Origin of the sequence: Chelatococcus sp. HY11 (assembly GCF_018398335.1) — a bacterium.
GTDB lineage: Bacteria > Pseudomonadota > Alphaproteobacteria > Rhizobiales > Beijerinckiaceae > Chelatococcus.
In genome coordinates this window covers 927,936-951,630 of sequence record NZ_JAHBRX010000002.1, presented here as the reverse complement: position 1 = coordinate 951,630, position 23,695 = coordinate 927,936, and the positions used below count along the sequence as shown (strand labels likewise).

At 61.5% G+C, this 23,695-nt stretch carries 23 protein-coding genes; 12 read left to right on the top strand and 11 right to left on the bottom strand.

Annotated features, from left to right (window positions below; all coding sequences use genetic code 11):
- The first annotated feature begins 16 nt into the window (after positions 1-16).
- Complete coding sequence (locus tag KIO74_RS25230) at positions 17-904, top strand: branched-chain amino acid ABC transporter permease (RefSeq protein WP_213337764.1); 888 nt, start codon at positions 17-19, stop codon at positions 902-904.
- A 1-nt stretch (position 905) separates the two neighbouring features.
- Entirely contained in the window at positions 906-1,880 is a 975-nt protein-coding gene (locus tag KIO74_RS25225) for a branched-chain amino acid ABC transporter permease (RefSeq protein ID WP_213337762.1), read from the top strand.
- 61 nt (positions 1,881-1,941) lie between these two features.
- Here KIO74_RS25225 and KIO74_RS25220 read toward each other — a convergent pair whose 3' ends face one another.
- Positions 1,942-3,360 carry a diguanylate cyclase domain-containing protein gene (locus KIO74_RS25220; protein WP_213337760.1) on the bottom strand — a complete coding sequence of 473 codons (1,419 nt, stop codon included), beginning with the start codon at positions 3,358-3,360 and terminating at the stop codon, positions 1,942-1,944.
- Between the two features lie 390 nt (positions 3,361-3,750).
- On the opposite strand from KIO74_RS25220, the gene KIO74_RS25215 reads away from it, so the two are divergent.
- A complete protein-coding gene (locus KIO74_RS25215) occupies positions 3,751-4,164 on the top strand; it encodes a DUF2177 family protein (protein WP_213337759.1) in 414 nt (137 codons plus the stop codon).
- 24 nt (positions 4,165-4,188) lie between these two features.
- Here KIO74_RS25215 and KIO74_RS25210 read toward each other — a convergent pair whose 3' ends face one another.
- From KIO74_RS25210 to KIO74_RS25190, 5 genes are all read right to left on the bottom strand, one after another.
- The gene (locus KIO74_RS25210) at positions 4,189-5,211 is read right to left on the bottom strand and encodes an SAM-dependent methyltransferase (RefSeq protein WP_213337758.1); all 1,023 of its coding nucleotides are present in this window, start codon (positions 5,209-5,211) and stop codon (positions 4,189-4,191) included.
- Positions 5,211-6,011 (bottom strand): DUF1295 domain-containing protein, encoded by an 801-nt coding sequence (locus KIO74_RS25205; protein ID WP_213337757.1) that lies wholly within the window; start codon positions 6,009-6,011, stop codon positions 5,211-5,213. The genes KIO74_RS25210 and KIO74_RS25205 overlap by 1 nt, the downstream gene beginning before the upstream one ends.
- Positions 6,008-6,634, bottom strand: coding sequence for a ChrR family anti-sigma-E factor (locus KIO74_RS25200; RefSeq protein WP_213337756.1), 627 nt, complete (start codon positions 6,632-6,634; stop codon positions 6,008-6,010). Before KIO74_RS25200 ends, KIO74_RS25205 begins: the two co-directional genes overlap by 4 nt.
- A complete protein-coding gene (locus KIO74_RS25195; RefSeq protein WP_213337755.1) occupies positions 6,631-7,218 on the bottom strand; it encodes a sigma-70 family RNA polymerase sigma factor in 588 nt (195 codons plus the stop codon). Before KIO74_RS25195 ends, KIO74_RS25200 begins: the two co-directional genes overlap by 4 nt.
- Positions 7,219-7,316: 98 nt before the next feature.
- The gene (locus tag KIO74_RS25190) at positions 7,317-7,685 is read right to left on the bottom strand and encodes a DUF2147 domain-containing protein (protein WP_213337754.1); all 369 of its coding nucleotides are present in this window, start codon (positions 7,683-7,685) and stop codon (positions 7,317-7,319) included.
- Between the two features lie 166 nt (positions 7,686-7,851).
- Between KIO74_RS25190 and KIO74_RS25185 the strand changes: the two genes are divergently transcribed.
- The 3 genes from KIO74_RS25185 to KIO74_RS25175 are packed head-to-tail and all read left to right on the top strand — an operon-like array spanning position 7,852 to position 11,221.
- Positions 7,852-9,189, top strand: coding sequence for an NAD(P)/FAD-dependent oxidoreductase (locus tag KIO74_RS25185; RefSeq protein WP_213337752.1), 1,338 nt, complete (start codon positions 7,852-7,854; stop codon positions 9,187-9,189).
- Positions 9,186-9,989 (top strand): DUF1365 domain-containing protein, encoded by an 804-nt coding sequence (locus KIO74_RS25180; RefSeq protein WP_213337750.1) that lies wholly within the window; start codon positions 9,186-9,188, stop codon positions 9,987-9,989. Before KIO74_RS25185 ends, KIO74_RS25180 begins: the two co-directional genes overlap by 4 nt.
- Entirely contained in the window at positions 9,986-11,221 is a 1,236-nt protein-coding gene (locus KIO74_RS25175; RefSeq protein WP_213337748.1) for an SAM-dependent methyltransferase, read from the top strand. Before KIO74_RS25180 ends, KIO74_RS25175 begins: the two co-directional genes overlap by 4 nt.
- Positions 11,222-11,316: 95 nt before the next feature.
- Here the strand turns inward: KIO74_RS25175 and KIO74_RS25170 are convergent, their stop codons facing one another.
- Together KIO74_RS25170 and KIO74_RS25165 are read right to left on the bottom strand one after the other, a co-directional pair.
- Positions 11,317-12,102 (bottom strand): IclR family transcriptional regulator, encoded by a 786-nt coding sequence (locus KIO74_RS25170; protein WP_213337747.1) that lies wholly within the window; start codon positions 12,100-12,102, stop codon positions 11,317-11,319.
- Positions 12,103-12,148: 46 nt separating this feature from the next.
- Positions 12,149-13,516 (bottom strand): M24 family metallopeptidase, encoded by a 1,368-nt coding sequence (locus KIO74_RS25165; protein ID WP_213337745.1) that lies wholly within the window; start codon positions 13,514-13,516, stop codon positions 12,149-12,151.
- Between KIO74_RS25165 and KIO74_RS25160 the strand changes: the two genes are divergently transcribed.
- From KIO74_RS25160 to KIO74_RS25145, 4 genes are read left to right on the top strand one after another with little or no spacing between them, the layout of a single operon-like run.
- Entirely contained in the window at positions 13,487-14,455 is a 969-nt protein-coding gene (locus KIO74_RS25160; RefSeq protein ID WP_213337744.1) for a Bug family tripartite tricarboxylate transporter substrate binding protein, read from the top strand. The two genes, KIO74_RS25165 and KIO74_RS25160, sit on opposite strands and share 30 nt — an antisense overlap.
- A 2-nt stretch (positions 14,456-14,457) precedes the next feature.
- Complete coding sequence (locus tag KIO74_RS25155) at positions 14,458-14,889, top strand: tripartite tricarboxylate transporter TctB family protein (RefSeq protein WP_213337743.1); 432 nt, start codon at positions 14,458-14,460, stop codon at positions 14,887-14,889.
- A complete protein-coding gene (locus KIO74_RS25150) occupies positions 14,877-16,400 on the top strand; it encodes a tripartite tricarboxylate transporter permease (RefSeq protein ID WP_213337742.1) in 1,524 nt (507 codons plus the stop codon). The genes KIO74_RS25155 and KIO74_RS25150 overlap by 13 nt, the downstream gene beginning before the upstream one ends.
- A 20-nt stretch (positions 16,401-16,420) precedes the next feature.
- Positions 16,421-17,578, top strand: a complete 1,158-nt coding sequence (locus tag KIO74_RS25145) for a threonine synthase (RefSeq protein ID WP_213337741.1) — start codon at positions 16,421-16,423, stop codon at positions 17,576-17,578.
- A gap of 205 nt (positions 17,579-17,783) precedes the next feature.
- Here the strand turns inward: KIO74_RS25145 and KIO74_RS25140 are convergent, their stop codons facing one another.
- Together KIO74_RS25140 and KIO74_RS25135 are read right to left on the bottom strand one after the other, a co-directional pair.
- Positions 17,784-19,286 carry an MFS transporter gene (locus KIO74_RS25140; RefSeq protein WP_213337740.1) on the bottom strand — a complete coding sequence of 501 codons (1,503 nt, stop codon included), beginning with the start codon at positions 19,284-19,286 and terminating at the stop codon, positions 17,784-17,786.
- 189 nt (positions 19,287-19,475) lie between these two features.
- Positions 19,476-20,231 (bottom strand): hypothetical protein, encoded by a 756-nt coding sequence (locus KIO74_RS25135; protein ID WP_213337738.1) that lies wholly within the window; start codon positions 20,229-20,231, stop codon positions 19,476-19,478.
- A gap of 312 nt (positions 20,232-20,543) precedes the next feature.
- Between KIO74_RS25135 and KIO74_RS25130 the strand changes: the two genes are divergently transcribed.
- Positions 20,544-20,897: a hypothetical protein gene (locus tag KIO74_RS25130; RefSeq protein WP_213337736.1), complete on the top strand. Its 354-nt coding sequence runs from the start codon at positions 20,544-20,546 to the stop codon at positions 20,895-20,897.
- Between the two features lie 35 nt (positions 20,898-20,932).
- Here KIO74_RS25130 and KIO74_RS25125 read toward each other — a convergent pair whose 3' ends face one another.
- Complete coding sequence (locus KIO74_RS25125) at positions 20,933-22,087, bottom strand: ROK family protein (protein ID WP_213337735.1); 1,155 nt, start codon at positions 22,085-22,087, stop codon at positions 20,933-20,935.
- Positions 22,088-22,330: 243 nt separating this feature from the next.
- Here KIO74_RS25125 and KIO74_RS25120 point away from each other — a divergent pair, with 243 nt between their 5' ends.
- Complete coding sequence (locus KIO74_RS25120; protein ID WP_213337734.1) at positions 22,331-23,662, top strand: ABC transporter substrate-binding protein; 1,332 nt, start codon at positions 22,331-22,333, stop codon at positions 23,660-23,662.
- Positions 23,663-23,695: the final 33 nt, after the last annotated feature.

Genomic DNA, 23,695 nt, shown 5'->3' with positions numbered 1-23,695 from the left:
GGGGGGGACTCGATACATGTTTGAAGCACTCGGCCTCTCCGCGCCCGCTTTTTTTGGGCAGTTATTGCTCGGCATTATCAATGGCGCGTTCTATGCTTTGTTGAGTCTCGGCCTCTCGATCATCTTCGGCTTGCTCAACATCGTGAATTTCACACATGGCGCATTCTACATGATGGGTGCGCTCCTGGCGTGGATGCTGCTCAACTATCTCGGCATCGGCTACTGGCCCGCGCTTCTCATCGCTCCGATCATCGTCGGTATTCTGGGAATGCTGATTGAGCGCGTGTTCATCCGCCATCTCTACAAGCTCGATCACCTCTATGGTCTTCTTCTGACCTTTGGCTTGGCGATGATCATCGAGGGGACCTTCCGCAATATCTATGGTGTGTCCGGCCAAAGCTATTCGATGCCTCCTGTCTTCCAAGGCGGCGTCAATCTCGGCTTCATGTACCTGCCGCTTTACCGCGGATGGGTTGTTGCCGTGTCGGTCGTTGTCTGCCTGGCGACCTGGTTCGTGATCGAGCGGACAAGCCTTGGCTCGAATCTGAGAGCCGCGACAGAAAACCCCAATCTGACGGAGGCCTTCGGTGTCAACGTCCCGCGCCTGCTCACGCTGACCTACGGATTCGGAGTAGCGCTCGCAGGCTTTGCCGGTGTTCTGGCTGCACCGATATACTCGGTCAGCCCGAACATGGGCGCCAATCTCCTCATTGTGGTCTTCGCCGTCGTCGTCATCGGCGGCATGGGCTCGATCATGGGCTCAATCATCACCGGCTTCTCGCTCGGCATTATCGAGGGGCTGACAAAATTCGTCTACCCTGAGGCTGCCAACATTGCCGTATTCGTGATCATGGCCATCATGCTGATGATAAAGCCTGCGGGCCTGTTCGGGAGGCTCGGCTGAAATGGCAAGTATCTCTATGCAAGCGCAGGGCGGGACATCAACTGGCCTCGGCATGTCACGTCAGCATATGATCTACTTCGGCGTCCTGCTCGCCTTGCTGACCGTCGCGCCGTTCGTGCTTTATCCACTCTTCGTCATGAAGATTATATGTTTCGCCCTGTTGGCTTGCTCCCTGAACCTTCTGCTGGGGTATGGCGGCCTGCTGTCGTTCGGTCATGCCGCCTATTTCGGAGCCTCCAGCTACATCACCGCATGGACCGCGCGCGATCTCGGCCTGACACCCGAACTCGCGATCGCTTGCGGCGTCGGCGCGAGCGCACTGCTCGCGCTGGTGTTTGGGGCACTGGCGATCCGGCGGCAAGGCATCTACTTCGCCATGATCACGCTCGCTTTCGCCCAGCTCGTTTACTTCGCTTCGCTGCGCGCGCCCTTCACCGGCGGGGAAGACGGCATCCAGGGCGTTCCGCGCGGCAATCTCCTTTCGCTGATCCCGCTTGCGAGTGATCGTGGCATGTATTGCTTCGTGGCTGTCGTGTTCTTCCTCGCGCTCCTGTTGATGCACCGGATCATTCACTCGCCTTTCGGCCAGGTGATGAAGTCGATCCGTGAGAATGAGCCCCGCGCCATTTCACTTGGCTACCACGTGAACAGTTACAAGCTTCGGCTATTCATCTTCTCCGCTGCCTTTGCCGGGCTTGCGGGCGGCATGAAGTCGCTTGTCTTCAGCGTAGCGACCCTGAACGATGTCTATTGGGAGATGTCGGGGGAAGCCGTGCTGATGACCCTGCTGGGCGGGGCAGGGACCTTCTTCGGCCCGATCCTGGGGGCGGCTGTGATTGTCACCTTGCAGAATCAGCTCGCTGCACTTGGCGCCTGGATCACAATCATCCAGGGCACTCTCTTCGTTCTCTGCGTCATGCTCCTGCGCGGTGGACTGGTCGGACTATTCAGCAAGATGGCCAAGTTCTTTCGTTAACTCATCCAGAGTGAGCAACGAAATTGGCCGATCGCGTTAGCTATCCTAGCCATTTCGTATGTCATTTCGTCCGCGCCAGTCGGAAACAGCCTCGACCGGATTGCTTGGCGGCATAGAGCGCCCGGTCGGCAGCGGCGATCAGACCATCTGGCTCGATCCCGCATTCCGGTGCGCAGGCAATGCCCATGCTGACACCGACTGTCAACTTCTGTTGCCCATGCGCGACCGGCTCGTCTAACCGGCTGATCAGGCGCGTCGCAATCACCGCGATATCACCAGGCTCAGCAGATCCTTCAAGCAGTATGATGAATTCATCTCCCCCGATTCGGACGACCACATCTCTCGGCCGCAGCGCACTACGCAGCCTTTGAGCCACGGCGCGCAACACAGCATCGCCGGCGGGATGTCCGCAGGTGTCGTTTATGCGCTTGAAGTGATCGAGATCGAGATACAGGAGAGCAAAACCTTGGCCAGAGAGGCTATACTTGGCTATCGCTTCAGCGAGATGCTGATCAAATACGGCGCGATTGGGCAAGCCCGTCAGTGTGTCGTGCGAGGCCAGATACTCGAGCCGCGTCTCCAATTCCTTACGTCGTTCGATGCCGCGCACTGAAGCGACATAGCCCGTCAATTCGCCCGTTAAAGGTTCCCGCGTCAGGCGAATGGCCGCCTCCATCCAGATCCAGGATCCATCCTTATGCCGTTGCCGAATCTCGATCTCGGCGATCTCGAACTCGCCGCGATGAAGCCGCTGCATAAGATTGTTGAAACGGGGCTCATCGTCGGGATGGACGATTTCAATTGCGCGGCGACCGACCAATTCCTCCGGCTCGTAGCCCAGCAGCGCCCTCACCGACGGCGAGATATAGCGGCGGACGCCGTCGGGTGTGCCACGCACGATTGTGTCGGTGGAACTTTCCGCAAGCAGGCGGAAATCGGCGGCCTGTTGTGACTCTGTCTGCGCTTTACGGCGCAACTCCAGATTCTCGCCTGCAATTACGCTGAGGTCCCGAAGATGCCTCGCTTCTTTGCCGCAAAACCCTCTCGGATGAATATCGAACAGGGAGAGCAGTCCCTCCCCTTCCGGCCCGAACGCAACGCCGGCAACAAAGCGCACTTGCGGCGTAACATCGAGCCAGCCTAAGCCGGCGTTCCCGAGATCGAGCGTATCGCCGATCAGCCAGGGGTTCTCGACCACGTCGGCAGGCGGTTCGAGCGGCACGGTTTGCAACCAGCGCCATGACCGTGCTTCCGGAGCAAAGTCCGTCCAGCGGGTCGGCGTACCCCGAAGATGGACAATGGCAACCGGTGCTGACAAGAGCGCGCGAGCCAGCCGACAGATTGCGTCAAACCGCAGATCACAACTGTCCGACCGGATATTGGTTTGAAGGGGATTATCGGAATGCTGTGGCTCGCCTAGTCCTACTCTCACGTCGCACCCCAAAGACGGCTCCATCCCATCACGCTCGGCGAAATCCATTATACCGATCGTGGCCCCTTTGACTCCCCCGAAACCGTAGCAGTATGCCGTATCGACGGTTGGCATACCAGATGAACTGATGGGCAAATGGCGCCTTCGCGCCTCGACTTTCGCCTCCGATTTCGGCGAGGATCATCTCGGCCACCGTGACGAATTTCCACCCAATGCGATTAGTTCGTCACATATGTTGTGATCGCCCCGTCGGGCGTCGCAAGCTTCACCTGATGCGGAAACGATGGGCGGGATCTGCTGACAATGGCGTACCCTCATCGCGCCGACCATTGGACGGCATCGTCGGCTGCTCACATTCACGCCGAGCATTTGTGACATCACCGACTGAACCACCTCGGCGTTCTCAGCGTATCATACGGCAAAACCAAGGTGATCCGCATGAAGTTTGCCGCCGGCTACATCGCTTTCCTCATCGCATTCGGAATCTGCGATGCCATCTGGCTGGGTACGATGACGGGCAAGCTCTATCGCCCCGCGCTAGGTGATCTCATCGTCGAGCAGGTCCGCTACTGGCCGGCAGCATTGTTCTACTTCGGCTTTCCACTTGGTGTGGTTCATTTCGCGTTGATGCCGGCGCTTCGCTACGGCAGCGCGAATGCCGCACTCCTGAATGGCGCGCTCATCGGCCTGCTAGCTTATGCGACTTATGACCTGACAAACTACGCCACCCTGCGGCCCTGGACACTGACGATCACGGTCGTGGATCTTGTCTATGGCACGGTCGCCGTCGGCCTGTGCACATGGGTCGCCTATATCGTCGTCCGCCGTGCGGCTGAATGGGGATGGGTGTAAGCTTCGGCGGCCCGTCCTTACATATCAGGCGGCGCGCAACCTGTAGTGATGGACGCCCCAGGCCTCGCCGTCGGCGTGACCGAACAGCCCGCTCGTCGCGAGGAAGAAGAGCCGCCATCGCCGGCGCCACAGCGGCGCCGCGGGGCCATAGACTGTTCGCAGGATTGGGTCAATCGTCGCGCGATTGCGATCAAAATTGGCCAGCCAGTGCTCGGCCGTGGCCTGATAGTGTGTCCCGCTCCAGCGCCACTCGGCTTCCACGGCGAACAGATCGGGGAACTGATGCGCCAGCGCCGCGCTCGGCATCAGTCCGCCCGTGAAGAAATGCTGCGCGATCCAGTCGCCTGCGTCCGTGGCATCAAAGCGATAGCAGCCCTCGATATGGGCGAAGACATGGATCAAGAGCCGGCCATCCGGCTTCAACCATCCGTGGATCCGCCCGAGCAGCGTGTGCCAGTTCGCCATGTGCTCGAACATTTCCACGGACACGACGCGGTCGAAACGCTCGTCTGTCGCAAAATCGTTCATGTCGGCGGTGACAACGTCGAGGTTGGTGAGCTGCCGGCGCTCGGCCTCTGCCTCGATGAAGGCGCGCTGCGAGGCCGAGTTCGAGACAGAGACGATTCGCGCCTTCGGGTAATGCGTCGCCATCCACAGCGACAGCGAACCCCAGCCGCAACCGAGCTCGAGGATGGCCTGTCCATCCGCGAGATCGGCATGCTCCGCAGTCAGGGTCAGCGCCGTCTCCTCCGCCGTATTGAGTGTATCGCGGGCATCAGCGTAGTAGCAGCAAGAGTATTTCCGTTGCGAACCGAGTATCGCTTCAAAGAACGCGGCCGGCACCTCGTAGTGCTGGGCATTGGCGGCATCGGTATGAACCGCGATCGGAAATGACGCCATCTCGCGCACGAAGGTAGCTACATCAGGTGGCGCTGCCCCCAGCGAACGATCCGTGCTTCCGATCAGCGACGCGATGACCATCCGGCTAACCGCGTCGGGAACAGGCAGCCCTTCGGCCCAGCTCGACAGCCTTTGCATGATTGTCATCACGTCACTCCCTTGGGTGGCAGCGGAATGAGGGGGCTGGTTCGGCGCTGATAGTCACGATAGGCCGTGCCGTGCTTGGCGAGCATGTGCTCCTCCAGCGGCGGGATGCCGGAGACCCGGGTGAGAAGCAGCGTGATCGAGGCCGGCGCCAACAGGGCGAGCCAGCCCCAGGGGTAGCCGGCGGCGGGCGCGATCACGGCATAGGAGCACCAGAGCAGACACTCGAAGAAATAGTTGGGATGACGCGACCAGCGCCACAGGCCGCGATCGCAAACGCCGCCATGGCCAGAACGGGTGAAGGCACGCAACTGCCCGTCGGCGACAGCGCAACCCGCCAGGCCGGCGGCGAAAATGACCACGCCCGTGAGGTCGCCCCACGCGGGAAGGGGCGCGGGGCTATGCGCGGCGAGGACGATGCCCAGCACCAGGGGGATGCTGGCCAGGGCCTGCATCTGCAGCAGCTGGGCCATCCGCCGTGGCGCGGCGCTGCCCCAGTTGTGCTTGAGCTTCGCATAGCGCGGATCATCCGCGATGCCGCGCGTGCGGCGCGCGATGTGCTGGCCGAGCCGGAGCATCCAGACCAGCGCGAGCGTGGCAACGAGCACGCGTCGCGACGCCGCTCCCGCGCCGAAGGGCAGCAACGCACCGGTGATACCGGTGATGCCAACCCCGAAGGTCCAGACGGCGTCGATCCAGCCGGAATTGCCGGTGCGGCGCTCGATCACCGTCGCCAAAGCCATGAAGGCCGACATGGAGACAGCAGCAAGAAGAAGGGCCGCGGCGAAGGATGCGATTGTCAAAACCGCACCAGCGGCTGAAGCAGCCGCCCAAGCCACCCTTGAAGAATCACCTTGCCCGTCAAAGCGACGATACAGGTGCAACCTTCTGCGGGATCGACGCGCGGCGTATGCTCGTGCTCGGATTGGGCCTCGTCGAAATCACCGGCCGCGTAGCGGCCATATTCATGGGTATACGCGCCGTTGAGGATCGTGGTCCATTCGAGGCCGCTATGCTTGTGGTGCGGCAGGGCGATGCCCGGGCCGCCGCGCAACATGAAGACCCGCGACTCGGCGCCTGGAACCTCCACGCGTCTCATCGCGATGCGGACCCCGACCGGCCGCCAGGGGCCGAGGCCATAGGGACGCAAGACCCGGGGCAACCCCGCGTCACGAGCCAGGGTCACGCTTGCGGTCAGCGGGGCGTCCCGCGTCACGGCCCCGATATCGGGCAAGCCGGAGGTCAGGGCGACCGGCTCGATGGCGTCAAGCAACGCGCCGCTTATCGCCTGCAGTTCCCGCAGGCGTCGGCGGCTCTCCGGCTCCGCCTCGACATGACAGGCGACCACCAGGGCAAGTCCCTCATCGAGTTGTCCCGCGGCAAAGGCGGCGAGCGTCTCGTCGGACGGGCGATGCGAGGTGCTCATCGCAGATCCTCCAGCCGGCCGCGCAGATGCGCCAATGCGAGGCGCAGACGGGACTTCACAGTGCCCAGCGGTATGGCAAGGCGATCGGCGACATCGCGGTGGCTGAAGCCTTCCAGGAAGGCAAGCTCGACCACACGGTACTGATCGGGAGAAAGCTGGGTCATCGCCGCCCTGACGCGCTCGTCGCGTTCAGCGTCGAAGAGCGTCGCATCGGGTTGCTCTGGGGTTTCTTCCTCCAGGATCTCGTAGATCTGTGACAACCGCGAGCGCGTTTCGCGGCGAGCGACATCGATGCGCAGATTGCGAGCGATCGTGGCGATCCAGGTCGAGGCGCTCGCCTTGCTGGCGTCGAACAGCGCCGCCTTGCGCCAGACCGCCAGCAGGGTTTCCTGCGCGATCTCCTCAGCCAGTTCGGCTGAGGCTCCGCCGCGCATCAGCATCCCCTTCACCCGCGGCGCGAAATGGTCGAACAACTCGGCAAAAGCTTCCCGGTCGCCCGAGCGCGCAATCGCGACGATCAATGCGTTGGGGTCGATCAAGGCGACGAACGGTCCTCCTCGCGGGACGGTTCTCGCCCTGCTCATTCCATCGGCCTTCAGAGCGAGAGTAGCAACCATAAGCGATATACGCGGCCGCTGTCCCGTTGGATCATCGATTTCCTCCTTCGTGTTTCTGATGGCTGTCAGTCCAGCGCTCTCCAGGTTACGTCGCGACAGAGCAACCGCCCGAGGATGCAGCCGCGCGTCACCAGCGCATCGCCTGTCACCGTTATCGTGATCGCGTAGGTCCAATCGCGCTTCGGGTCATAGGCGTTGCCGGAGAAAGTCCCGTCGGACTGGCGCGCCAGGGTCATGATGAGCCTGTCGCCGATAGCCTCGCCCTTGCTGGTGTCGCCGATCCAGAGATTGGTCGCGCAGATCTTGTCGCCGCAGGGCGCGATACGCACCCGCGCATTGCCGTCGTCGCGCAGCCACGTTCCGTCGAGATCGCCGGCCGCAGCGCAGCCTATCGAGATTGAGCTCAAGGCGAATGCAAGCAAAAGGCGCGTCATGCCGGCTGTCCTTTCAGCATATGCGTCTTCTGTACGTTCCGTGCGGCTCGCCGGTTTCATCGGCCGGCGCGATGGTGTCGTGCCCAACGTGATTTTTGGTCGCACCACGGCAAATCCAGTCTGGCCTCGGCCTCGTATATCCGTCACGAAAAACGGAGGTCCGACGATGAAGCAGGCGCAGGGAAAGGCGATGAAGATCGCTGTGGTCGGTGCCGGCATCTCTGGTCTGTCGGCAGCATGGCTGTTATCGCAAAAGCATCATGTGGTGCTGTTCGAGGCGGCGCCTCGCCTCGGTGGGCATGCGAACACGGTTTGCGTCGCTGGTAACGGCGGTGAGACGGCCGTCGATACTGGCTTCATCGTGTACAACGAAGCGACCTATCCGAATTTCGTCGCCCTGATGGACCATCTCCGCGTCACCACCCAGCCGACCGAGATGTCATTCGCCGTCTCACTCGAGGGCGGCCGTCTCGAATACAGCGGCACTAACATCGCCGGCCTTTTCGCGCAGCGCAGCAATCTGGTGCGCCCGCGCTTCTGGGCGATGCTGCAGGACATAAAGCGCTTTTACCGGAACGCGTCGCGGGACACGATCGCGGGCGTGGGGGCGAATGTTTCGCTCGGTGACTATATCGCCGCCGGTGGCTATGGCGCCGCCTTCCGTGACGACCACCTCCTGCCGATGGCTGCAGCGATCTGGTCGGCACCCTGTTCGGAAATTCTATCCTATCCCGCGGCCGCCTTCCTGCGCTTCCATCACAATCACGGGCTGCTCCAGCTCACCGACAGGCCGGTGTGGCGTACCGTGTCAGGAGGCAGCGCCATCTATGTGGAAAAGCTGCGAAAGGCCTTCGCGGGTGAGATCAGAACCGGCGTGCCGGTGACGCAGGTCCTGCGTGGCAACGGCGAGGTCTTGCTCTCCGGCGACGGCTGGAGCGAGGTTTTCGACAACGTCGTCTTTGCCACGCATGCCGACCAAACGCTCACGATGCTCGCTGACCCGGACCCGGCCGAGGTCGATGCGCTCGCCGCTTTCCGCTACAGCCGCAACCGCGCGGTTCTGCATGGCGATTCGACCCTGATGCCGAAGCGCCGTCGCGCCTGGGCCAGCTGGAACCATATCGGCGACCGAGCCGCGCCAGACGCCGCCTGCGCGGTGACCTACTGGATGAACCGGCTTCAAGGCTTGCCTGAAGAGCAGCCATTCTTCGTCACGCTCAACCCGCCCGATACACTGCGTTCCCAGACCATTCTCCACGAGGAGAGCTACGAGCATCCGCTGTTCGATGCAGCGGCCCTCCGCGCACAATCGCGGCTCTGGTCCTTACAGGGCAACCGGCACAGCTGGTTCTGCGGAGCCTATTTCGGATCGGGCTTCCATGAGGACGGACTGCAAGCAGGGCTCGCGGTCGCCGAGGCGCTTGGCGGCGTGCGTCGGCCCTGGCGGGTTGGCGACGAATCCGGGCGCATTCCAAGCCCTGCCGTGACGGAGCAGGCCGCATGAGCTGGCAGTCCGCCCTTTATGTCGGCCGGGTGCGGCACCATCGGTTCCGTCCCCGACCACACGAACTGGACTACCGCGTCTTCTGGATGCTGCTTGATCTCGACGAGATCGATCGTCTTTCCGCGACGCTCAGGCTGTTCTCCCGCAATCGCTCCAATCTCTACACCTTTCAGGATCGAGACTACGGGGATCGCAGCGGCCGGCAGCTCAAGCCGCAGATCGAGGCAGCCCTCGCCGATGCCGGGATCGCCCACGATGGCGGCCCGATCCGACTGCTGACCATGCCGCGCATCCTCGGCTACGCGTTCAATCCGCTCAGTACCTATTTCTGCTACCGCCGCGACGGCAGCCTCTGCGCCACCGTCTACGAAGTGCATAACACCTTTGGCGAAGTCCACAGCTATGTCGCGCCCGCCGGCGCGGCTGGAGGCACGCTTCGGCAGGAGGCTGACAAGGTCTTCCATGTCTCGCCGTTCATGGGGCTCGACATGCGGTATGCCTTCACGGTCAAAGCGCCCGGGCAGCGCGTTTCCATCGCCATCGATGGCCATGACGCCGGGGGGAGGCTGATCACGGCGGTGCTGAGCGGCAAAAGGATGACGCTGGGCGATGCCGCCCTCCTCCGACTGCTTGCTACGCATCCGCTCCTCACAGCGAAGGTCACCGCCGCCATCCATTGGCACGCGCTGCGGCTGCTGGCGAAGCGAATCCGCTGGCAGCCTCATCCAGCGCCGCCGCTGCGCCCGTCGAGCCTTGGCAGAGCCGTGACACCCGATGCGAAAGGACCGATGCAGCCATGAGCCGGCCCGACACCCATCATCGTCTTGATGTGTCAGACCGGGAGCTCGCCCTGCTGCATGGCATAGCCCCATCGCGATGGCTTCTGCGCCGGTTGCTCTCCCGCATCGCCATCGGCCATCTCACGGTCTTCACGCCGGACGGCGAGCGGCTTTGCAGCGCGCAAGGCGCGCCGGGGCCGCAGGCGACGATCATCCTGAACAACTGGCGGCCGATGCGCCGCCTCTTGCGCGATGGCGATATCGGGCTGGCCGAGGCTTATCGTGACGGTGACTTCCAGACCCCGGACCTGACCGCTTTGATAGAGCTCGGGGCGCGCAATGATGCGACACTGCGCAGGCTCGTCACCGGGACCTGGCCGGCCCGCCTGCTCAACCGGCTGCGGCACAGGCTCAACGCTAATACCCGCCGCGGCAGCCGTCGCAACATCGCGGCGCATTATGACCTCGGCAATGACTTTTACGGTCACTGGCTCGACGCGAGCATGATGTATTCTTCGGCGCTCTACGATGCGCCAACTGAGACGCTCGAGGCCGCGCAGCAGCGTCGGCTCGACCGGATCGTCGCCATGCTCGGGCTTTCCGGTGGCGAGCATGTTCTCGAGATCGGCTGCGGCTGGGGCGCGCTCGCCGAGCGGCTCGCCCGTGAAGGCTGCCGGGTGACGGCCATCACGCTGTCGCCAGCGCAGCTCGAGGCGGCGCGGCAGCGCGTCACCGCCGCGGGCCTCGCCAGCCGTGTCGAACTGCGGCTTCAGGACTACCGCGACATTTCAGGCCAGTTCGACCGCATCGTTTCGATCGAGATGATCGAGGCGGTGGGGCGCGCCTACTGGCCATCCTACTTCGCGACACTCAGCCGCTCGTTGCGGCCCGGCGGCTGCGTCGTCCTGCAGGCGATCGCGATCGACGATGCGTTGTTCGAGGGCTACCAGCAGGGCACCGATTTCATTCAACGCTACATCTTCCCCGGCGGCTGCCTCCCATCGGTTCCGGTGCTGAAGAGCAGCGCTGACGCAGCCCGCCTCGCCTGGGCCGAACAGCTCCAGTTCGGCGACAGCTACGCCCTGACACTGAAGGATTGGCGCCGGCGCTTCCTGGAGCGCTGGACCGAGATCGCGCCGCTCGGGTTCGACGAGCCGTTCCGCCGGCTTTGGGAGTTCTATCTCTGCTACTGCGAGGCAGGCTTCCGCGCCCGGACGATCGACGTCAGCCTGATCGCCCTGCGGGGCCGCTAATTAGGGGCGTGTCGAGAACCGGCTCGCTTCCTATTTCGTGGAAGGTACCGTTCAAGGGTGAGCCGCGTTCGTCAGACACGCGTATTCAGCGCGCATTAGGGCATCTCGCGATGATTGCCTATTGATCTGGAAATCCGGCGGGTGGTTTCCTTCACCAGTGCGATGATCTGAGCGAGATCGAAATCCGGCGCCGACCACTCGGCGAAGGCGGTGCTAAGCGCCGCAACCGTCGTGTCGGTCGCATCGCGGATCGGCGCTCCGACGGATATGACGCCCTGGATATTCTCACTGTGGACCATTGCATAGCCCCGGCTGCGCACATCCTTCAATTCTTCCATCAACTCAGCGACATCTGTTTTCGTCCTGGGTGTCACCTGTACCAGTGGTTCCTGCGTCAGAAGACGGAAGGCCTCCTCCTCGGGCAGCCCCGCAAGCAGGACTTTTCCAAGCGCTGTGCTGTGGAGATAGGTTTCCGAACCCGGAACGCTGCGGATGACAATCGGCCCTTCGCTTTGCGTCGACAATATATAGACCGCTCGCGAGCCGCGGAGCACGCCGAGATAGCCGTTCAGCAGATGTTGCGACGCCAGCTGGTCCAGTTCGGGTTTGACGACCGAGATGAGCCGGTCCTTCTTGATGAGGCTCCAGCCGAGGCCAAAGGCCCTGTACCCGATGGAGTAACGCCGCGTCTCACCATCCTGCATAACGTAGCTGTATTGCGCGAGGGTATTGATGAGACGCTGTACAATGGTGGCGTTCAGGCCGAGCTGTCTCCCGATTTCCCGGACGCCAAGAGGCGTCGTCGATTTATCGAGGATTTCCAGTATCTCCAGTCCACGCTGGAGCGATTGGCTTCCCGCCGCCGATTTCGCCTTCTCCACTCTTCACCTATTCCAATGCAGGTCAGGGCCTTGTTTGAATAACCTGTTAGTCCGCTACTATGCGAAGGGTTCTGTCGGATGAGGAGAACAACTGGAAGCCTTCTTCGGTGAGGGTTCCCGTATCTTCCACCATCATTCCACCCCAACCTGGCTCGTAGTAGGGGGTTTCGAGGCAAAAGGCAGTGCCGGCCACGAGAATATCCTCACTTTCCGGTGTGATGACCGGGGCCTCATAGACCGCCATGCCGATGGCATGCCCGATATGCTGGCGGCGGAATGGCTTCAAGCCGTGATCTTCAACCGCCGCAACGCCGGCCGCGAACACGTCCCGTGCACGTGTTCCCGGCCTCATCCTGTCGATGGCAACAAGGAGCCCTTCAAGAAGGGCCGTATAGCGCTCGCTCTGCAAGGAGGAAGGTTTGCCGATGACTGCCGTGCGGGCCATATCCGACTTGTAGCCGTAGTAGCTGCATCCTACGTCGAAACGCAGCAAGTCGCCTTTTTGCAGCGGTCGCTCCGAACTCATCGCGTCGGCGAGAGCGCTACGCTCTCCGCCAACCACCGTGACATTGCGTGGCAGCCCCCCACCAAGCGACATCCGCGATGCCACGACCGAAGCGACTTCCTTGTCTGTCATTCCGACGCGCGCGGCAGTGATGCCGGCATCGATCGCTTGCTGGGTGATCTCGGTGGCATAGCGCAGCAACCGGACTTCGAAGGGCAGCTTCACCGCCCGCACGGCGAACATCCAGGAGGTCGCATCGGCGATGTCGCCGTCCTTGCGGACCAGATGGTCGATTGCCGTGTGGGGCAGATAGGCTTTTTCAGCCACGATCCTGTTGGCGCGCACGCGCCGCATGGCAGCTTCAAAAGCGTCCGAGAACGATGTGTGACGGACTGCTGTGTGTGCCGAGGGCGTGGAGCCGCTGAAGAAGAATTTTCCAAACGGAAAGATGTCATCAGGTATGAGCCCGGCATCGATGGCCGGGGCAAAGTCCGCGGCTGGCGCCACGAGCAGAACAGTGTCGCGGGTAATCAGTGCAGCGTAGTCGTAGCGGCGGTTGATCGTCGCCCCCATGCTTTCATAGCCGGCGGCATAGAGCACGTTTTCCGGGCTGGCCACGACAACCAGATCATACCCTTCCGCTTCCATCTTGCGCCGGACCCGCGCGAGCCTTTCGTCCGCAAGGGTTTTGAGCTGGGCTACCAACGCCGTATCGCCGAGAGACATTCCGTCATTCCTGTCCTGATTACTGATGGGCCGCTGGCTTGGTCGAAGCAGACCTGCACTGTCCGTTTCCGCCGGCCAACCCATTGACAACAAATTTTGAGGCTGAATACAATACATAATCGAAACACTGTTTCTATAATAGGAACATATGCCATGAAAATCACCAGACGCAAATTCATGCATGCTGGGCTGGGGGTGACCGGCGCCGGTGTTCTGGGCTTTCCCCGGATGACATTCGCCCAATCCTATCCCGCCCGTCCGACAACGATCGTTGTGCCGTTCGCGGCAGGCGGTGCGGGTGACCTGTCGGCTAGGGTGATTTCGGAGTTCGCCAGCAACAAGAAAGGCGACGTTACGGCGGTCGATTTTCGGCCCGGCGCGGGCGCCACGATCGGCACGGCGCAAGTCGCGGATGCAAAGCCTGATGGCACCACGCTCGGGCTCTATTCGGTCAGCCCCTACGGGACGACGCCGCATCTCCAGAAGGTGCCCTACGATCCGATGACCAGCTTCACCTATGTGACCGTGCACGTGTCCGTGCCGATCGCATTCTACGTGAAGGCTGATAGCCCCTTTGCCACCTGGGATGACGCGGTGAAGTTCGCCGTCGACAATCCGTCCAAGTTCCGGTGGGGGACGGCGGCTGTGCGCGGGGCCGCCCATCTGGCGACGGAGGCGGCCTTCCGCAAGGCTGGCGCGCGGGCGATCTTCGTGCCTTTCAAGGGCGGCTCCGAGGCAATGACGGCGCTGCTTGGCGGCCATATCGAAGCCTCAGTCTCCTCCGACTATGGCCCTCAACTGGACGCGGGGGAAGTCAGGCTGCTCGCCTTCACGGGTTCCGAGAAGGTCGGTATCTATCCAAACGTTCCCACTTTCGGCGAAATGGGGCAGCCTATCGCCGTTGAGGCGACATACGGCCTCGTCGGGCCCGCAGGGCTGCCAAAGGAAGCCGTGGCTTACTGGAACGACCTCGTCGTCGAACTGCAGCAGACCAAGGATTTCGAGAACTACCTGAAGATTGTTAAAGGCGTCCGGCTTTACTGGAACAGCGAAGAATTCACGGAGCGCGCCAAGGAGGCATACACCACGCTCGGCCAAGCGATCAAAGAACTTGGGCTCTAGGGATGGCGGGTATTGTCGTCTTGGTTATCGCGTCCGCGGGCGCGCTGATCTATTCCCTTATGCACTACCATATCTGGTCTTTTGGTATGCCCGCATCCGGCCTGATGCCGGTGGTGGGCTGCGTAATCGTGCTGAGCGCAAGCCTGTGGGTGGCGATCGCGGAAACGCCCCATCCGAAAACAGAAGTCTCGCGTCCGTCACTTGCCTATTTCACCGGTTTCGCCGCGATGGTGCCGATGGCGACTTTCTTTGGACTCCTGCCGGCACTGTTTGTCGTGGCGGTGGCGCTACTGCGCTTCGTCGAGCGACTGCCTCTGCCGCGAGCCTTGGCAATCGCGGCGGCCATTGGTGTCGGTAACTGGATCGTCTTCCGGGAATTGCTGGGGGTACCGCTTCCCCATGGGTCGATCTGGAGCATGTTATGGATGTCGTAGCCAATCTCGCTCTCGGTTTCGGAGAGGCGGTAACGCCGCTCAACCTGCTGATCGCGCTGGCCGGCTGCATCGTCGGCACGGCCGTCGGCGTTCTGCCCGGTCTCGGGCCGACAGCGACGATCAGCCTGCTCCTGCCGATCTCGGTCTATCTCGACAAGACCAGCGCCATTATCCTGCTGTCGGGGATCTATTACGGCGCCATGTATGGCGGCTCGATCACATCGATACTCGTGAAAATACCCGGCGAGGCCGCGAGCGTCATTACCTGCATCGATGGCTACCAGATGGCGCGTAAGGGGCGCGCGGGCGCCGCGCTAACCATCGCGGCACTGGGCAGCTTCTTTGCGGGCATTGTCGCAACCCTGGGGATCGCTCTGATCGGCCCTTCGACAGCGCAACTGGCGCTCGCCTTCGGGCCTATTGAGAAGACATCGCTGCTCATCCTCGGGTTCATGCTCGTGCTCGGCGTGGGCGAGGGGTCGCGCACACGCGCGCTTGCCATGATTGGTCTAGGCCTGTTCATGGCGACGGTTGGCGTTGATCTCGTCTCGGGGGACGAACGGTTCGTCTTCGACGTTGCCGCGCTCCGTGACGGCTTCAACATCGCAATCCTCGCAATGGGCCTGTTCGGCATCAGCGAGGTGTTGCTGATGGCCGAGGAAAAGGACAGCGATGTAAAGGCAATACCGACGCCGAGGCGCTTGCGGGACCTGTTTCCGAACCGGCAGGAAGCGCGCGAATCCGCGGCGCCCGTCGTGCGGGGCAGCGTTCTGGGCTTCTTCCTGGGCCTTCTGCCGGGCGGAGGCGCGCTGATCGCCAGCTTTGCCAGCTACATGCTGGAGCGCAAGCTTTCCCGCCATCCCGAGGCGTTTGGAAAAGGTGCGGTTCCCGGTGTGGCAGGTCCGGAATCGGCGAACAACGCCGGCGCTCAGGCAAGCTTCGTTCCGCTTCTGTGCCTCGGCATCCCGGCGAATGCCACCATCGGCGTCATCATGGGCGCACTTCTTATGGCCGGTGTCACGCCCGGTCCGAGGCTCATAACCGATCATCCAGAGATGTTCTGGGGCGTCGTTGCCAGCATGTTCGTCGGGAACGCCATCCTCGTGATCCTCAACGTGCCGCTCGTCGGGCTTTTCGTGTCGCTGCTGCGAGTGCCCCGGCCGGTGATGTCGGTGTTGATCCTGTTCTTCTGCGTGATCGGCGCTTACAGCCTTAATAACAATATGTTCGATGTCGGAGCCATGTTCGCGTTTGGCGCGCTTGGCTATGGGTTGCGCAAGTCAGGTTTCGACGTGGCGCCTCTCTTGCTTGCCTTTGTGCTCGGACGCCTGTTCGAGGAAAGCCTGATGCAAGGCCTCATCGTCGGACACGGGCAACTGCGTGCCTTCATCGCGAGCCCACTTAGCGCGCTGTTCCTTACATCCGCTGTATTGATCCTCATCCTTCCACCCATTATCGCGAGATTGCGCAGTACGTCGTCGGCGCTGCGGAAATCCGGCGCAAAAGAGTGAGAGGCGCAAGAGAGTAAGATATGCAGACAATCAATCCACATCTCACCGGATTTCGGTGCATCCGCTGCTCGACGCTCTATCCGGTTCAAGATTACCAGGAAGGCTGCCCGAGCTGCCTGGCCGAATCCCATCCCGCGAGTGTGACCCCGGCCTATGACGAAGCCACGCCATCGCCATTTGGCGAGCGACGTGGGCGGGGATTGACCCGTTTCGGAAACTGGCTGCCCTACAAGATGTTCACCAGCCTTGGTGAAGGTGACACCCCCCTTGTGGACATGCCCGGACTTGCCGCGCGGTGCGGCCTCGAGGCGCTCTCCATTAAACTTGAAAGCGCAAACCCGACGGGCTCCCACAAGGATCGAATGAGCGCCCAGTTCGTCGCTCGGGCGAAGGACAGGAACGTGCCATCGGTCATCGCCGCTTCGAGCGGCAATGCGGGCTGCTCCGTCGCCGCCTATGCCGCCGCGGCCGGGTTGCCCTGCACCATCGTGACGACCCCAGCTATTACGGCGCCGTGGCGCCGCGCCATCGAAATGACGGGTGCGAGCATTATCTATGTGGAAGACAGTCTCGAACGTTGGGAGATTGTCAGACGCAAGGTCCGCGAGGAAGGTTATCTCTCAGCGACCAATTATCTTGTGCCGCCGGTCGGCAGCGACCCCTACGGCGTCGAGGGCTACAAGACGCTCGGCTACGAACTGGCGGAGGCTCCGGCTGTATCGGTTGCCGATGCGATCTTCGTTCCGACGGCGCGGGGAGATCTGCTCTGGGGAATTTATCGCGGGCTCGCGGAAGCGGTGGAGGCAGGACGGCTGCCGGCAATGCCGAAGCTCGTAGCGGTCGAGCCCTTTCCCCGCCTTGAACTGGTATTGGCCGGCCAGGACGTCCGCTCCCAGTTCTCCGGCAAATCGCTTCTGGCGTCGATCGGTGGCGGGACCGTCACCTACCAGTCCTGGCGGGCAATTATGCACAGTCGCGGAACGGCGATATCGGTCGCGGAGAACGACGTGCTCGATGACCAGCGACTCCTCGCGCGTCACGGTCACTATCTCGAGCTTTCGACGGCAGCGGCGTTGACTGGCCTGCGCAAGCTCGCGGCGTCACCAGAAATGGCCCCCGGCATCCGCAGGGCGGTGCTTATAGGCACGTCCCATGGATACAAGGAAATCGCCCGATGAGGAGACTAGCCGCCGGAAGGTCCGCCACCTTGAAGCCTACGCGTTTGCGCTTTTGGCGCGGTACATCCTGGCGTATTTTCGAGCGAAGTGGAAACCGGTTCGCATGAAGAAAATTTTTAAAAACAAAGACCTGTAGCAATTCCAGTGAGCCGGGATTGCTGTGGCGGGGCGCTATTCAAACTTGCTGAATCGTTGTGTTAATCGGTCAGGCGGCTTTGCCGGAAGTCGCCTCAAGGCTCTCGTCTTGGCGCTCGACCTTCCGCGCGGCATACCAGGCGACCAATCCCGCGAGCGCAACGATGGCCCCAAGCAGCGGCAGGCTGTGGCGTACCGCGATGAGCATGTCTATGCCGCTTGAAGAAAGCCACGTGCGCGATGCCCCACCTGGGCTCTCCAGATTAAACGCCAGCATGGTCGCACCGCCGGCTACGCCGAGACTGGTACCCAGCGCGCGCATCAGGTTCAGCAGCGAACCGGCGGGGCCGGACAAGGCTGGCGGTACAGCCGCGATCGCCACCTGATTGTTGGGCGCGATGAAGAGGCCAAGGCCGATGCCGAATAACGCATAGGATATCCCGTCGAAAAGAAGATGGTCTTCTACCCGTCCGAGTGTGGAGAACAGGAGGGCAACGCCCATGAAGCTCAACACCATGCCCGCCAGACCAATCCAGCGCCCGCCTATTCGCTCCTTCACCATGCTGCTGAACGGTGCCGTCAGTCCGATAGCCACCGGGATGATCGCAAGATGCAAGCCGGCTATACTAGGCCGCTCGCCGAAGCCGTGTCCCTGCGCGAAAGACATGAGGAAGAACATGCCGAACAGCAGCGCGTAGCCGAGCGCCACCCCAGCCGCTGCACTGCAAAATGCTGGGCCCTGAAACAGCGCGGGATCGATCAGAGGCGCATGGAATATGCGCTCGCGCCGCACCAGCAGCACAAGCAAAAGGCCGGCTAGGGCGAGGCTGCCGAGCGTCATCGGGGAACTCAGCCCCCAGTGTGATATGTGGTTGAGGACGGCTACGATCAGTATAAGGGCGGGACCTATCAGCAGCGCCCCGCCCCAGTCGAAGCCCCGGTCTGGCTGCGCGCCCGTGCTCCGGGGCAGCGCCAGCCAGCCAACGACAATGGCTAACGCACCAAACGGAACGGTGAGCCAGAAAATCCATTGCCAGCCAAGCGTCGCGATTATCAGGCCGCCCAACACCGGACCCGCGCTCATGCCCACCGCCTGCGCCGCCGCGAACCACCCGAGTGCCCGTCCCCGTTGCTCCGCCGAGACCGTCTTCACCAGGATCGAAATGCTGTTGGCGCCGAGGAGCGAACCGCCAACCCCCTGCAAAAAGCGGAAGATTACCAGTTGCTCGAAGCTGGACGCAAAACCGCATAGGGCGCTCGCGGCGATAAAAATGAGGTATCCGATAATATACAGCGTCTTGCGCCCAAATATTTCGCACAGACGGCCGAAGATGGGCAGAAATGCAACGAAGGCTGCGAGATACGAAAGTGCGATCCAGCTCACATGCTGAAGTGAAGCATCGAAATAGTGCCCAAGAGTCGGCAAGGCGAGCTGAACGATCGTGGCATCAAGCTGTCCAATGAACGCGCCTATCGAGACGAGGCCAACGACAAGCCAAGGATGCCATGGCTGACGCTCGAGCCAGGCGAGGGGGGCAGGTTCGGTCGTGAGCCGTGCGATGAGGAGAGACATTCAAGGACCAATTGGCAAGGGGGACGATATCTTTGTTATCGGATCGCGTCCCACCCCGTCGGCAGGGGTCGAGGCGTTCGATGGGTATCGGCGTGGCCTCCGGGAATGGCGAGCACGCTTTCATAGCTTGGATACGGCTATGGCCCTCATCCTCCGAAGACGACCAGGGCCACGGTCGCATGGACGTAATCAGCGCTTCGTTACGTCATTGCAGGTTACGACCGCCGGTTTGTCGCTGGCTTGCCGGGCGCCGGCCTGAATATAGCAATAGGATAGCGTGGTGCCGGACAAGTCCCCGACGAAATAACCGTCCGTGTCGGCCATCATCACCGTGTCGCCGTCTTTTGAGACGGTGCCGATGAAAGGTTCGGATGTGACAGCGCCACCTGAAGCCGCGTCGCCCGCGATGATGCTCTCGCCCCAGAAGCGACGATCACTCTGACCGACAATCCGTAGCGTGATGTCCCGCTGCGCGAGCAGCGGCTTGTCCCAGGTGCCCTTGCTATCCGGCCAATGCGGTCCGCCGACCCCGGCTATGATCGTATTGGTCTTGCCAACCCATTCACCCTTCATGTCGGGGGTTTGAGCCGCGGCGACAGAAATCGTCATTATACTACACAGCAAAATCCAACCCAGGGCCTTCATCGTGTCCTCGCCATACTGTTCGACTTTGTGTCGAATTGAGTTGTAGCTTAACCTCGGGCGTACCGGAACGAAAATCGGCATGGTCGCGGTGTAGAAGCTCGGGGCGCTCTGATCAGCGCGCAGGCCATAGTAATGCCAGCCATCGCGGGCAAGGCGTGTCCATGAAATCACGCGGTCCCGCTTTGCAAACATGCCGCTTCCCGACAGGCGTGCAATCCTAGTCTGGACAGAAATCCAAGCGGCTGCACTTGAACAGAGCGCTGGGTTTCGAACGTGGCGCATTACTGAAGGTTGTTTCATCACCCAACGCACCCTTCGCCGCTGCTAATCGCGGATGGGTCGAGCTGCGGTGTGTTGGTACCTCGCGTATGATATCGACTTGAGCGATCAGGAAACCGTGATGGCGTGTCGCTTTCGCGGGGCCATCCGCACGATCCATCGCATGTATCTGCCAGCCGGCTTGCTCAAGCCAGTACTGCCTCGCTCAACCTGAACATGGCCGTATGCGTGAAATTCTCAGGGACTGTGGCGCTGAGGCTCCGGTGCTGCCGACGTGTCGTTAGCGTTTGGCTCGCTCGTAGGGCTGGGCGAACGCCTCGCGGATTTGCCAGCTTGATCCAATCTTCGCAGGGTTTGAACGAATATGCCATCGATCGTGCGGTCGCACTGCAGGGCAGCTTTCAGGGCATCACCGGCGCCTCTCAGAATTGGATCATTCATTGCCGCAAAACTCTCAACCAATATATTGTATTCGTACCTTCCAAGGAAAATGCAGGGGAGTATGGCATTGTTCCGGAGGGCAAATTGATTATGATCGAAATGATAAACGTAACGCGGAAACTGTATCGATTAAGCTCGATATCTGGAGGCGTTCAGGGGGCGATAGAGAGACGGCCAGCCCGGCCAGTTGAAGGCCTGGAGAACGGCGCAGACGATTACAGATGCCGTGCCGCAGGCACGCAGTAGACCAGGGCTACCGAGGCCAATGGATTTAATGGCCCTTATCGTTCCCTATCCCGTCTCAGGTCCGAGCTGGTGGCAAGCGAGATCCTGGCATCGAGGACCCGGGCGGGATCCAGCTTCAGGCTTTCGAATGCCTGCTCGGCAGCACCAATGAGAACGTCCTGATCGAGCGCCGCCGGAACGAGGTCAACCGGCTCGACGCCTGCGACCACGGACATCGCAAGGACTTCGCGCAGCAAGGATGGCATGAGCTCGCCGATCGGCGCCAGCGCGCCGGCGAGAACGACGCGGTCGGGAGCGAGTGTATTGATCAGACTAACCAATCCTATCCGTAACGCTCCAATACAATCGGATGCCAGAAATTTGTCGAGATCGCCGGGGTCAAGTGTCAAAAGATGCTGTCTGATCTTGTCCGGGGAGCCCGCCTTCCGCATGCTGAGGGATCTGGATATGGCGCGGCCGTTGACATAGATTTCCAAGCAGCCGCGCGACCCGCAAGCACATTCCGCCCCGAGTGGATTGACGTTGAGGTGCCCGGCCTGCAGGGTGTGATCGCCGCGTGAATATAACCGCGTCTGCCGCGAGATCATCGCCGAACCGACGCCGTTCGGCTGGGAGGTCAAATACAGCAGCCGCTTCGCGCCGCGCCCCGCGCCCCGAAGATATTCGGCGAGTGCTCCGAGCGTTGCGTCATGCCCCACGGTGATGGCAACCTGTTGCCCCAATCTTTCCTCGATCACCGACTTGATCGGCACGTTATGCCAGTTCAGCGACAGAACCGTGCGGGCGATCGCGCTATCCTGTGTCATGATGCCGGGAATGGCGAGCCCGATACCGCACAGCGGCGACAGATACGCCGTCTGTGCGATGGTCTTTTTGATCGCGTCGGCGATATCGAGGAGCGCCTCTCGGGGCGGATATTCCCGCACGGCCATCTGGCAGCGCTCCTGATGCAGAATGCTGCCCGCCAGATCGATGGCGGCAAGTTCGATCGTGTCGGCGCGCACGTCGACGGCGATCACGTGCGCACCCTCCGGTTTCAATTCGAGATGCGGGGAGGGTCGCCCCGCGACCCCGCTACGGGTCGCGGCGGGCAGGATGCTGATCAACCCGAGCCGCGCCAGTTCGGTTGCCGCCACGCCGACGGCACTCCGTGCGAGCTGTGTGTCGAGCGTCGCCTCCGCCCGGGTCATGGACCCGTGTCGCGCGAGGGATTCCAGCAGACGTCCGGTCGCAGTTTGCATATGGAACCCAAGCGCGTCGTCGTTATGCCCGTCCAAGGAATTGCAGCTTGACACATTTGTTCGTTTGAGAACAAATATCTCAAGAAGCGATTTTAGCTCCAGTTGGCCTGATCGAGAAATGCGGGCCTGTCAAGAAAAAGCATGCCTATTTTCCCAGAAAATAAGTCTCGAAGCGACAGAGGGGAGTTTAGAATGGCATACGGAATGTTTAGACGGGAGGTCCTGGCGCGTGCCACCGGACTTGCGGCCCTTACGCTTGTGGGCGGTGCGTCGGCGAGTTTCGCACAGAGCGGCACGGTCGACTGGCAGCAGGCAAAAGGAACGACGCTTTTCATCGGTATGAATAAGCATGTTTTCACCGATACTATTCGGCCGCTCATTCCCGAATTCGAAAAACTGACGGGTATAAAAGTTCAGATCGAGTCCTATTCCCAGGACGAGTATATGAACAAACGCCTGGTGGATCTTTCCTCCGGTGCCGGCACCTTTGACGTTGTGATGATGGACCAGGCCATCGTCCAATACAGCAAGGCCGGCTGGGTTGAGGAATTGGATAATTACATCGCCAATCCAAAATATTTCGATGGTGCATCCTATGACGTCAATGATTTCCTTCCATCCTTGACCAGGAACACCTTCATCAACGGCAAGCGGTTTGCGTTGCCGGTGACGGGCGAGGCGCAGATCCTTTACTATCGCAAGGATGTTCTCGACGCGGCGGGCATGGCCGTGCCGACGACTTTCGACGAGCTTTACAAGACCGCCGTCGCGCTGAATCAGCCAGGCAAGATGGCCGGAATGTTGCTGCGCGGCGAAAAAATTCACACCGCCTGGAACAGCAGCGGCTTCATCTGGTCCTATGGCGGCAAGGTCTTCGACAACGCGGAAAGCCCGACCAAGGCGACGTTTGACAGTCCCGAGGCCGTTGCCGCCATATCCATGTATGCAAAGCTGCTCCAGGATGCCGGTCCGGTCGGCGTGGGCAACTATACGTGGTATGAAACAGTCTCGGACTTCCAGCAAGGTAAGGCCGCGATGTATCTCGACGCGTCCGTCTTCATGTCGCAGATCGAGGATCCAAAGAAATCGACCGTGTCTGGGAAGGTCGGTTACGCGAGCATGCCGGCCGGACCTGCAGGGGCTATGGCCAATACTGGCGCCTGGATGCTCAGCATCAGCGCATCATCGAAGAACAAGCCGGGCGCGGCGCTGTTCATGTCTTGGGTAACCAGCAAGGATGTCGGGCTGAAAATAGGTGAAGCCGCCGGCATCGGGGCGCGGAAGTCCGTTTTCGAGGCCCCCTCCCTGCGCACCAAATACCCGGCGGCGTGGGCGGCGGCGACGATCAAATCGATGATGCCTGCCGAGCCGACCCCTGGCCCGCCGCGGATTACGGCGATCGATGAATGGCTGGATATCTACGGCGGCGCGGTGAACGCGACCATCCTCAAGCAGGGCACGGCGCAATCCAACCTGTCATCCGCCGCGGAGAGGATGGACAAGGCTCTGGCGCGCTCGAAATAGGTGAGCGCAGTAGTGCAGGATACGATGTATTGC